General features: G+C 36.1%; 10 protein-coding genes. All 10 read left to right on the top strand.

The window, feature by feature from the left end:
- The first annotated feature begins 213 nt into the window (after window positions 1-213).
- The 10 genes from recA to DS745_RS16290 all read left to right on the top strand — a co-directional run bounded on the left by recA (window position 214) and on the right by DS745_RS16290 (window position 12,130).
- Window positions 214-1,263: a recombinase RecA gene (gene recA / locus DS745_RS16335; protein ID WP_129079303.1), complete on the top strand. Its 1,050-nt coding sequence runs from the start codon at window positions 214-216 to the stop codon at window positions 1,261-1,263.
- A 294-nt stretch (window positions 1,264-1,557) separates the two neighbouring features.
- Entirely contained in the window at window positions 1,558-3,126 is a 1,569-nt protein-coding gene (rny, locus tag DS745_RS16330; protein WP_129079302.1) for a ribonuclease Y, read from the top strand.
- A 187-nt stretch (window positions 3,127-3,313) separates the two neighbouring features.
- Entirely contained in the window at window positions 3,314-4,108 is a 795-nt protein-coding gene (locus DS745_RS16325) for a TIGR00282 family metallophosphoesterase (RefSeq protein WP_129079301.1), read from the top strand.
- 248 nt (window positions 4,109-4,356) lie between these two features.
- Window positions 4,357-4,617, top strand: coding sequence for a stage V sporulation protein S (locus tag DS745_RS16320; protein ID WP_129079300.1), 261 nt, complete (start codon window positions 4,357-4,359; stop codon window positions 4,615-4,617).
- 554 nt (window positions 4,618-5,171) lie between these two features.
- The gene (locus DS745_RS16315) at window positions 5,172-6,911 is read left to right on the top strand and encodes a 2-oxoacid:acceptor oxidoreductase subunit alpha (RefSeq protein WP_129079299.1); all 1,740 of its coding nucleotides are present in this window, start codon (window positions 5,172-5,174) and stop codon (window positions 6,909-6,911) included.
- Entirely contained in the window at window positions 6,912-7,778 is an 867-nt protein-coding gene (locus tag DS745_RS16310) for a 2-oxoacid:ferredoxin oxidoreductase subunit beta (protein ID WP_129079298.1), read from the top strand. It begins immediately after the preceding gene.
- A gap of 153 nt (window positions 7,779-7,931) precedes the next feature.
- Entirely contained in the window at window positions 7,932-9,470 is a 1,539-nt protein-coding gene (miaB, locus tag DS745_RS16305) for a tRNA (N6-isopentenyl adenosine(37)-C2)-methylthiotransferase MiaB (protein WP_129079297.1), read from the top strand.
- A 5-nt stretch (window positions 9,471-9,475) separates the two neighbouring features.
- Window positions 9,476-9,883 carry a YlbF/YmcA family competence regulator gene (locus tag DS745_RS16300; protein ID WP_129079296.1) on the top strand — a complete coding sequence of 136 codons (408 nt, stop codon included), beginning with the start codon at window positions 9,476-9,478 and terminating at the stop codon, window positions 9,881-9,883.
- A gap of 449 nt (window positions 9,884-10,332) precedes the next feature.
- A complete protein-coding gene (locus DS745_RS16295) occupies window positions 10,333-10,902 on the top strand; it encodes an outer spore coat protein CotE (protein ID WP_129079295.1) in 570 nt (189 codons plus the stop codon).
- A 73-nt stretch (window positions 10,903-10,975) separates the two neighbouring features.
- Window positions 10,976-12,130, top strand: a complete 1,155-nt coding sequence (locus DS745_RS16290; protein ID WP_129079294.1) for a putative amidoligase domain-containing protein — start codon at window positions 10,976-10,978, stop codon at window positions 12,128-12,130.
- Window positions 12,131-12,132 lie beyond the last annotated feature (2 nt).

The raw sequence follows: 12,132 nt of genomic DNA, 5'->3' as shown, positions 1-12,132 counted from the left end.
ATTGGAGACAAATAATTTGTCTTTTCTCTTCAATTTGCACTATGCTATAAGGGAACTAGTCTCTTTTTCATTTCCAGAAAAAAGACGAATAAATGTTCGGAAAAACTATTGGCAAATCTCAAAAAACAAGTTATGATATTGATATGGGATTTTACATCAATGAAAAATTAAACACTAGTAAAGTTACATATATAAATAAGGAGAGATGAAACAATGGGAGATCGTAAAGCAGCATTAGAGATGGCGTTACGCCAGATTGAAAAACAGTTTGGAAAAGGTTCGATCATGAAACTTGGGGAACAAGCTGAACAAAGAGTTTCTACAATATCAAGTGGTTCATTAGCTGTAGATATTGCTTTAGGCGTAGGGGGATATCCAAAAGGAAGAATTATTGAAATTTACGGACCAGAATCTTCTGGTAAAACAACAGTTGCGCTTCATGCGATTGCTGAAGTACAACGTAAAGGTGGACAAGCAGCATTTATTGATGCTGAGCACGCACTTGATCCAATTTATGCTAAAAACTTAGGGGTAAATATTGACGAGTTACTTCTTTCGCAACCAGATACTGGTGAACAAGCGTTAGAAATTGCTGAAGCATTAGTACGTAGTGGTGCAGTTGATATTCTTGTAATTGACTCTGTAGCTGCTCTTGTTCCAAAAGCTGAGATTGAAGGAGAAATGGGAGATAGCCACATTGGTCTTCAAGCTCGTTTAATGTCACAGGCATTAAGAAAGCTTTCAGGGGCTATCAATAAATCCAAAACCATCGCAATCTTTATTAACCAAATTCGTGAAAAAGTTGGAGTTATGTTCGGGAATCCTGAAACAACACCAGGTGGTCGCGCACTTAAATTCTATTCTTCTGTTCGTTTAGAGGTACGTCGTGCAGAAGTGTTAAAGCAAGGTAACGATATGGTTGGTAACAAGACAAAAATTAAGGTTGTAAAGAACAAGGTTGCTCCACCATTTAAGCAAGCAGAAGTAGATATCATGTATGGAGAAGGTATTTCCCGTGAAGGTTCGCTCATAGATATTGGTTCTGACTTAGATATTGTTCTTAAAAGTGGTGCGTGGTACTCGTATAATGAGGAGCGCTTAGGTCAAGGTCGTGAAAATGCAAAGCAATTTTTGAAGGAAAACCCTGACATTACTGATGCAATTGAACTTAAAATCCGTGAACACTATGGACTTAATGGGGAGATTAAAGTTGATCTTCCAACAGAGGATGAATTTGCTGACTTACCGTTAGATTTAAAATAAGACGGTTTAAGAATGACCTTTGAATTCGCTCGGTGTGAATTTAACGGTCATTCTTTTTTGTACAAGTTTATGTAAGTTTTTTTGGTTTCTTAGGTTTAGAACCAAGTTATATTGACAAAGCTTGACAATAACAGTATGCAATTATACAATTATGTAGAATACCCGCATTTACTATTGGCTATTTTTTTTATGTTTATAAGAAAAGTAACCTGTGCTGGATGTGCACACCTAATACGAAATGAAATAATGTACTGATGAAAAACCAACAATTAGATAGCAAGGGGAGGTGAAAGTATGGAAATTAACATCTACGTGTTCATCTTCATTTTGCTAGTCTTGTCAGCAATTAGTGCAGTTGTTGGATATCTTGTTCGAAAATCCATTGCAGAAGCGAAGATTTCTAGTGCAGAACATGCAGCGAATCAAATTATTGAAGAAAGTAAGCGTGAAGCAGATCGACTAAAGAAGGAAGCTGTCCTTGAGGGGAAAGATGAAATTCATAAATTACGTCAGGATGCAGAGCGTGATGTTCGTGAACGAAGAAATGAGATTCAAAAACAAGAGAATCGTTTGGTTCAAAAAGAAGAGGTCCTTGATCGCAAAAGTGAAACCTTAGATAAAAAAGAGGAATCATTAGAAAAACGAGAGGAATCTCTCACCAAAAAACAACGACATATTGAAGAGATGAATAGCAAAGTGGAGGAACTCTTACAAAAGCAGCAAGCTGAGCTTGAACGTATTTCTGGGTTTACTAGAGAAGAAGCTAGAGAAATCATTATGAAAGACGTGAAAGACGAGTTAACTCACGAAACAGCATTAATGGTTAAAGAATTAGTTACTAGGGCGAAAGAAGAAGCTGATAAGAAAGCAAAAGAAATCGTGTCACTTGCGATTCAACGCTGTTCAGCAGACCACGTAGCCGAGACTACAGTCTCTGTTGTAACTCTTCCAAACGATGAAATGAAAGGAAGAATTATTGGACGAGAAGGTCGTAACATTCGTGCCTTAGAAACGTTAACTGGTATTGATCTTATTATTGATGATACACCTGAAGCAGTTATTTTATCTGGATTTGACCCAATTAGAAGAGAAATAGCTCGTACTGCTCTTGAGAAGTTAGTTCAGGATGGAAGAATTCATCCTGCTCGTATTGAGGAAATGGTTGATAAATCTAGACGCGAAGTTGATGAAATGATTAGAGATTACGGTGAGCAAACGACTTTCGAAATCGGAATTCATGGGTTGCATCCGGATCTTATTAAGATATTAGGTCGACTTAAGTTTAGAACAAGCTATGGACAAAATGTCCTTAAGCACTCAATTGAGGTTGCTCAATTAGCAGGTATTATGGCTGCTGAATTAGGAGAAGATATTCAACTGGCAAAAAGAGCAGGGCTTCTTCACGACATTGGAAAAGCGATTGACCATGAAGTTGAAGGAAGTCACGTTGAAATCGGTGTTGAACTGGCAACTAAGTATAAGGAACATCCAGTTGTCATTAATAGTATTGCTTCTCACCATGGTGATACAGAAGCAACATCTATTATTGCATCCCTTGTTGCAGCTGCAGATGCGTTATCAGCGGCTCGCCCAGGAGCTAGACGTGAGACTCTTGAGACGTATATTCGTCGTCTAGAAAAGCTAGAAGAAATATCTGAGTCATTTGACGGTGTTGAGAAAACGTATGCGATCCAAGCGGGTCGTGAAGTTCGTATCATGGTAAAACCTGAAATGATCGATGATAGTGAAGCTTATCGCTTAGCAAGAGACATCACGAAGAAAATTGAAGAAGAGCTTGACTACCCTGGTCACATTAAGGTAACAGTTATTCGTGAAACTAGAGCAGTTGAGTATGCAAAATAAAGTGGCATTTGCCACTTTATTTTTTTCTACTAAACAAGCATGTCTTCAATGATTATAGAAGTTGCGATATCTTTTCAGCGACTTTTACATTCATTGAAGAATTGACTTACCTGTGGGCAAACTATCTTAAGAGTTAGTTGCTAGTTTTAACTGAATATACATAAGAAAAACAATGAGGTGCGAAAAGATGAGAATAATGTTTATTGGAGATGTAGTAGGTTCTCCCGGAAGAGAAATGTTAGCAACCTACATCCCAAAACTTAAAAGTAAGTTTAAACCAACAGTAACAATTGTTAATGGAGAGAACTCTGCATCAGGGAAAGGGATTACTGAGAAGATCTATAAACAAATCCTTGATTTGGGAGTTCAGGCGGTAACGCTAGGAAATCATACGTGGGATCAACGAGAACTAATTGAAGTTATTGATCATTGTCCTAATCTTGTAAGACCCGCAAATTTTCCTGAAGGAGTACCAGGTAGCGGTTTTATTATCATCAAGGTAAATCAGTTGGAAATCGGGATCATTAATATCCAAGGTAGAACATTTTTACCACCGTTAGATTGTCCTTTTAAAAAGGCTGATGAATTAATTGCAAAAATTAAAAAAAGAACACCAATCATTTTTGTTGATTTTCATGCAGAAGCTACGAGTGAGAAACAAGCGATGGGCTGGTATTTAGACGGTAAAGTTACAGCAGTGATAGGTACACATACACATGTTCAAACCGCAGATCATCGTATTTTACCTGGGAAGACGGCATACATGACTGATGTTGGAATGACTGGACCGTACGATGGGATCTTAGGAATGGAACGGAGTGCTGTACTTAATAAATTTTTAACGAGCTTACCTGTAAGATTTGAAGTAGCCCAGGGTAGAGAGCAATTAAACGGAGTAATTATTGATGTTGACCCTAAGACAGGTGCTGCAAAATCTATTTTCCCGATTATGATTAATGAAGATCATCCATTTTTTGATTAGGCTATTCTGAATAGGTTGTTGTTTTACAAATTAAGCAGCATAGAAAGAGTCTTCGAATAAAAGATGAAGCGTACGGCACTTATGCCTTACGCTTTTCTTAATAAATCTTCACTTAATGTGGAATATCATAACAGTTTTTGAATATATACAAAACAAGGCATATTTTCAAGAGCACATATATGAACTAAAAAGAGCTTATCATTCTACTAATGGTAAAACAAAGTTTCACATTAAGGAGGTTCAAGGAAATGGAAGTATTAAAAGTTTCAGCAAAATCTAACCCAAATTCAGTAGCTGGTGCCCTTGCTGGTGTAATTCGTGAACGAGGTGCTGCAGAAATTCAAGCCATTGGTGCTGGTGCATTAAACCAATCGGTTAAAGCAATTGCAATTGCTAGAGGTTTTGTAGCTCCAAGTGGGATTGATTTAATTTGTATTCCGGCTTTTACGGACATAAAAATTGATGGGGAAGAAAGAACAGCTATAAAATTAATTATTGAACCTAGATAGTTTTGGCTATCTTGGTAGTGGAAATCCTGTTTGTTCTTAGGACATACAGGATTTTTGCTGTAGAAAGATTAGTCTAGGTAAATTATTACTTAAAAATAAAAATAGTTCTGTTTTTTTTCAGCAAGATTTTATACAATAATGGTGAAATCTAAAATATGACAAATATTAACGATAGTTTGAAAAGAAAAATCGTGCATACTTTTTTTGAAAAAATGACAATATGTAAACGCTTCCCAATTCAATTGGTGGAAGACTTAAGTCTTGTAATGATAGTCTAGTATTATTGGAACGAATTATCATTACTTTTTAATTCGTATACATATTCTATGCGCAATTTAATTTTAAGATTTTACTCTGTTTTCCAAAAGAGAGAAAAAAGGAAAAAGGGGTCATTTCCGATTGAATTTTACTGAATTTATTGCTTGATTTTTCGATATTTTAGGTCTATCATTGTATTCATTCGAACTATTAACAAATTTGTCACATCTTTTATTTTAGATTTACAATGTAATAGTGACATTAGACTTTGTCATTTACAAAAAGGGGTGGAGAACATGATCAAACAACTTTCGTGGAAAGTTGGAGGACAACAAGGGGAAGGTATCGAAAGTACCGGAGAAATATTTGCTATAGCACTTAATAGATTGGGTTATTATCTTTATGGCTACCGTCATTTTTCTTCTCGAATTAAAGGTGGACATACAAATAACAAAATACGTGTAAGTACGAAAGCAATCAACTCGATTTCTGATGATTTAGATATATTAGTTGCCTTCGATCAAGAAACAATCGATGTCAACATTCATGAATTAAGCGACGGCGGTGTTGTCATTGCCGATACTAAATTTGGCCCTAAGCTTCCTGAAGGATCAAAAGGAACATTGTATGCTGTTCCTTTTACAGATATTGCAAGCGAACTAGGGACATCACTAATGAAAAACATGGTAGCAGTCGGTGCGTCTAGTGCAGTTTTAGGGTTAGCTCCTAATGATTACCATGAAGTAGTAGAAGAAATTTTCGCACGTAAAGGTAGTTCTGTTGTTGAAAAAAACATGGAAGCTATTAAACGTGGTGCTGAATATATACTTGAGGCTGCTGGCGGACAAATTCAGTCATTTGAACTTGAAAAAGCAGATGGTAAGAAACGTATGTTTATGATTGGAAACGACGCCATCGCTTTAGGAGCTCTAGCAGGTGGAGCGAGATTTATGCCTGCATACCCGATTACTCCTGCCTCAGAGATTATGGAATACTTAACGAAGAAGTTACCTGAGTTTGGTGGAACTGTTATTCAAACAGAAGACGAAATCGCTGCTTGTACGATGGCCATCGGTGCCAACTATGCTGGGGTCCGTACATTAACAGCATCTGCAGGTCCTGGTTTATCATTAATGATGGAGGCTATTGGTTTAGCTGGAATTACAGAAACTCCTCTAGTTATTGTTGATACCCAACGTGGCGGTCCAAGTACAGGTTTACCAACAAAACAGGAACAATCAGATTTAATGGCAATGATTTATGGAACCCATGGTGAAATTCCTAAAGTTGTTATTGCACCAAGTACTGTAGAAGAAGCATTCTATGATAGTGCTGAAGCCTTCAATATTGCAGAGGAATATCAATGTCCAGTTATTATCCTTACAGATTTAGCCTTATCTCTAGGAAAACAAACGGTGGAGCCGTTAGATCATAGCCGCATTCAAATTCGTCGTGGAAAGCTTGACTTAAATGCAGAGCTTCCAGATCTAGGTGGCGAATACTTCAAGCGTTATGAAGTAACTGAAGATGGTATTTCACCACGTGTTGTTCCTGGTATGAAACATGGTATTCACCATGTAACCGGAGTAGAGCATAACGAACAAGGAAAACCTTCTGAAGATCCAACAAACCGAATTAACCAAATGAATAAACGTCTTGGTAAACTATCAAACTTGCACGAGAACTTCTTAAATCCGATCTTCACTAATGCACCTCACGAAGAAGCTGACCTCTTAGTTATTGGCTTCAACTCTACTAGAGGAACAATTGAAGAAGTGTTACCACGCTTTGATAAAGACGGATTAAAAGTTAACCATGCGCAAGTACGTTTGTTACATCCATTCCCAACGGATGAGCTTAAACCTTTAATAGACCGTGCAAAAAAAGTTGTTGTTGTTGAAAATAACGCGACTGGACAACTTGCTAACATCATTAAAATGAATGTTGGTACTACGAAATTAGAAAATGTTCTGAAGTATGACGGTAATCCATTCTTACCATCAGAAATTTATAATCAATGCAAGGAGTTGTTATAAATGGCTACATTTAAAGACTTCCGAAATAATATTAAACCAAACTGGTGTCCAGGATGTGGTGACTTCTCAGTACAAGCTGCCATCCAAAGAGCTGCCGCTAATGTTGGATTAACACCAGAAAACCTTGCAGTAGTTTCTGGTATTGGATGTTCAGGTCGTATTTCTGGATATATTAACTCTTATGGGTTTCATGGGATTCACGGTCGTGCCCTTCCGATTGCTCAAGGGGTCAAAATGGCCAACCGTGAACTAACTGTTATCGCTTCTGGTGGAGATGGAGATGGATTTGCAATTGGAATGGGGCACACTGTTCATGCCATTAGAAGAAATATAGATGTCACTTATATCGTAATGGATAATCAAATATATGGTTTAACAAAAGGTCAAACATCACCTCGTAGTGAGATGGGCTTTAAAACAAAAAGTACACCATCAGGTTCAATTGAATCTGCCATTGGTATTATGGAGCTAGCAATTTCAGCTGGTGCAGGCTTTGTTGCTCAAAGCTTTTCAAGTGATTTAAAAGAATTAACTTCAATTATTGAACAAGGGATTAACCATAAAGGTTTTTCATTCATAAATGTATTTAGCCCATGTGTTACATTCAACAAAGTAAATACTTATGAATGGTTTAAAGAGAATATTGTGAAATTAGACTCAATTGAAGGATATGATCCGACAAATCGAGCACAAGCCGTGAACACATTAATGGAGCATAATGGTCTAGTAACTGGCTTGATCTATCAAAACAAAGAAAAACCTTCTTATGAGCAATTAGTTCCAGGCTTTAAAGAAACGCCTCTTGTAAATGAAGAGCTTACATTAGAAAAAGAAACATTTGATAAATTATTAACTGAATTTATGTAAAAGCAAGGCTGACATTAGTCAGCCTTTTTTCATTTTAGAATTGTATTTTGTATTTCTAAATTCTACATTCTTGTCATCTATTGAGTTTCTTTTAAAAACTCTATATACTAGAAAGTTGGTACGTATATATTTTATAGAAAAGGAGATATTCATATGAACGAACAACAAAAAAAAGAAATGATGATTAACATTGATCTTTCGTCTGCGGACAAAAAATCCGATCAGAAAAAAGATTATGGACAATATTTTCAAACGACATTTACGCAACCGAGCTTGAAAGAAGCAAAACGTCGAGGTAAAGAAGATATAGAAATCCATTATAATTTTGATATTCCACAAGAAATGCGTAATTTAGGAGCAGGAAAAAAGTTTCTTATCCGCACATATGGCTGCCAAATGAATGAACATGACTCAGAAAATATGGCAGGAATTTTGTTGGAAATGGGATTTGAGCCTACTGCAATCACAGAAGAGGCTGATGTCATTCTTTTAAATACATGTGCAATTCGTGAAAATGCTGAAAATAAAGTGTTTGGTGAGGTAGGGCATTTAAAACCGCTAAAAATTGAAAAGCCTGAACTAGTCATCGGTGTTTGTGGTTGTATGTCTCAAGAAGAATCAGTAGTAAATCGAATTCTTCAAAAGCATCAGCATGTCGATTTAATCTTTGGTACTCATAATATTCACCGTCTGCCTCATTTATTAAAAGATGCTATTTATAGCAAAGAAATGGTTGTTGAGGTATGGTCTAAAGAAGGAGATATTATTGAGAATATGCCTCGGGCTCGTCGCGGTCAATTACAAGGGTGGGTAAACATTATGTATGGCTGTGACAAGTTCTGTACGTACTGTATTGTGCCTTATACACGAGGAAAAGAGAGAAGCCGTCTTCCAGAAGATATTATTTCCGAAGTTCGGGAACTAGCCCGTCTTGGTTATAAAGAAATTACGTTACTAGGGCAAAATGTAAATGCCTATGGGAAAGACTTTGATGATATGGAGTACGGTTTAGGTCATCTAATGGATGATATCCGTAAAATTGATATTCCGCGTGTGCGCTTTACAACGAGTCATCCTCGTGATTTTGATGATTATTTAATTGATGTAATAGCTAAAGGTGGAAATTTAGTTGAACATATTCATTTACCAGTTCAAAGTGGGAATACTGAGATCTTAAAGTTAATGGCTAGAAAATACACGAGAGAACAGTATATTGAATTAGCAAATAAAATAAAAGAGCGTATTCCAAATGCAACTCTGACAACTGATATTATTGTTGGCTTCCCTAACGAAACAGAAGAGCAGTTCGAAGATACGTTAAACCTTGTAAAAGAAATGGAGTTTGATAGTGCCTATACGTATATCTATTCACCTAGGGAAGGTACTCCTGCTGCAAAAATGGAAGATAATGTTCCACTAGAGGTCAAACGTGATCGTCTTCAACGTTTAAATGCTGTAGTTAATGAATATTCTGCAATAAGAAATAAACAACTTGAAGGCACCATTGTTGAGGTTCTTGTCGAAGGTGAAAGTAAGAAAAACCCTGATGTTCTTTCTGGTAGAACTAGAACAAACAAACTTGTAAATTTTGTTGCTCCTAAGTCTATTATTGGAGAGATAGTTCATGTTAAAATAACAGAAGCAAAAACATGGTCACTAAATGGTCAAGTAGTTGAAAAAGTAGAGGTGTAAGCATAATGACAAAAACATTCACAAAAGATGAAATCGTAGAAAAAGCACAAGAAATTGCAAAAATGATCGCTGAAACAGAGGAAGTAGAATTTTTTAAACAAGCGGAACTTCAAGTTAATGAAAATCCAAAAATTCAACAGTTAATCAGCCAAATTAAACTTGCCCAAAAAGAAGCTGTAAATTTAGAGCACTATGCAAAAGCAGAAGCTTTAAAAAAGGCTGAGGTTAAGATAGATGCTCTTCAAGATGAGTTAGATGAAATCCCATTGGTAAAAGAGTTTAAACAATCTCAAATGGAAGTTAATGGTTTACTGCAATTAGTAGCAACGACAATTTCTAATACAGTAACAGATGAGATTATTAAGTCAACTGGTGGCGATGTTTTAAAAGGAACAACAACAAAAAAGAGCTGAGGAACAAATAACGGTTGTGGGGACCACAATCACTAAAAATCAAAACTAGTGCATTACTTTATATAAGTAATGCGCTAGTTTTTTTATATTCTCTAATATTTCACGTACCGTATTAAAAATAGTTAGAAAGTATTTATCATGAAGTGAATAAAACTACCATATATATGAATGAAAAAGGTAATGAAATTAGCACAACTAAGAATGTTTTCACATATGCTTTAATATCAATGTAATAGGAAAGTAATAGAACGTTTTTCGAATTTAAAAGAAAGGAACACTTTGTGAGCCTAAGCTTTAGGCTAAATTAAGTTTTTCTAACTTTATCCCAAATTGTTAGCACAATAGTCATTTGTCTTGCATAGGATGAGAGTGAGGACTGTTTGGGAGGAACTTTTAGGATGTAGAAGTTCCGCGGAGAACAACCAATTGTTTGAGGAGGGTAAAAACAAATGTCACTAGAAAAAGAATTAAATTACAGAGAGATTATAACAAAAGCCGTTTGTGGAAAAGGAAGAAAGTTCTCACAGGCTAGTCATACGATACGTCCTACCCATAAACCGTCAAGTATTTTAGGTTGTTGGATTATCAATCACAAGTATGAAGCTGAGAAAAAAGGGGACTGCATTGAAGTTCGTGGAAGCTATGATATTAATAATTGGTATTCTTATAGTAACAACACAAAAACAGAAGTTGCTACTGAAACAGTTACTTATACAGATGTCGTTCCACTTACTCTACAAGACAAAAACGTCTTGTCTGACGATTTAGAAGTCATTGCAAGAGCAATTCAACAGCCAAATACTCTTGAAGCGACAATTGCACCAAATGGCACGAGTGTGATCGTTCAAGTAGAACGTGAATTTTTAGTAGAAGTCATTGGTGAAACTAAGGTTTGTGTATATGTAAATCCAGATGGAATTAGTGATGATTTAGATGCTAAGACTTGGGATTATGATGTAGAGGATGAAGAATTTGAGGATTTAGATCCTAATTTCTTAGCAGGAGAACTAGAAGAATAGATTTGGTAGGAAGAAGTTTACTTCTTCCTATTTTTTATACCTTCGTAGAGATTTAAAAGGAGGGCTATACATAATGGAAAGTCTAAAAGAGGAAATTCAATCCTTCAATCAAAGATTTCAACCGAACAAAGACCAACTGCCAATTACAAAACTTAGCGAACATGGCATCAGGAGTGTGAGTGCTAAAGAAAAAAATAAATCCCAGCTTAAGGTTCGAGCCTTTCATTTTATCCCACTATCAATAAAACGGGTCGCTTCTGTTTCACCGATGTTGGTTCATACAAACACTACATGGGTTGATGTAGATGAGTTCTTCTACTTTGAAAGAGAGCTACGAGAATTTGCTCTTCAATGCCTCTATTTAACGAATACTATTCTAGGTGAGTGTGTTGTTCAACGGAATAGCAATAGAGAAATACGTGTTGTTGAGGTAAGACCAATCTCAGTTGACCAATTGACGGCAAGAGAAAGAGAATTATTATCGAAAGAACTAAAAACCTATAGACATGCGCAACAACTTTCATTTGGTGCCGATCTAGAACTCATGCTTAAAAGTGAGAAAACAGGTCGATACATGAATGGTGAGATGTTAAAGGGTTATCAATTTGGCTTTGATCAAGCGATTGCTCTATACCAAAGCAAAGTGTATCATCCGATTATTGAAATTAGACCAAAACCTGCGAGTGATATGAACAATCTACATAGAAATTTACTCGCTTTATTTACTCAACTTATCGATGAGATAGATAATTATCAATTAACAACAATTACTGAACCAAACCCAACTGGACGCTTTTTTCTTGGTGGCCATTTGCATTTTGGAAATATCCCTTTTACATTTAAACATGTCAGAGTGTTGGACCAATTCGTCGCAATTCCATTATCTATCGTAGAAAAAAATCCTTCATATCGACGAAGAAACAATTATGGAAGATTAGGATCAGTAAGGAAGAATGACTATAATGGCTTTGAATATAGGGTACTGCCCACATGGTTTCAACATATTCCCAACAGTTTACCTCTATTATTGTGGGTAGAGCATCTATTAGAAAATGTGTCGAGACTAGAGGTTCCATTCTTTGATAAAGACTACTTATTAGGTTATTATCATAAGCAAATCCAAAGAGATTCAATTGATCAATGGGTGTTTGATCATCAAGAGTATTTCGTAGAAGAGGAAGACAAAAAACTTTTTTTAAGCTTCGTCGACTATTTGAAAAAACTTTGAAT

The organism is Anaerobacillus alkaliphilus, assembly GCF_004116265.1.
Classification (GTDB): Bacteria; Bacillota; Bacilli; order Bacillales; family Anaerobacillaceae; genus Anaerobacillus; species Anaerobacillus alkaliphilus.
The sequence above is the reverse complement of the archived record's forward strand: the minus strand, read 5'-3'. Positions and strand labels throughout refer to the sequence as shown.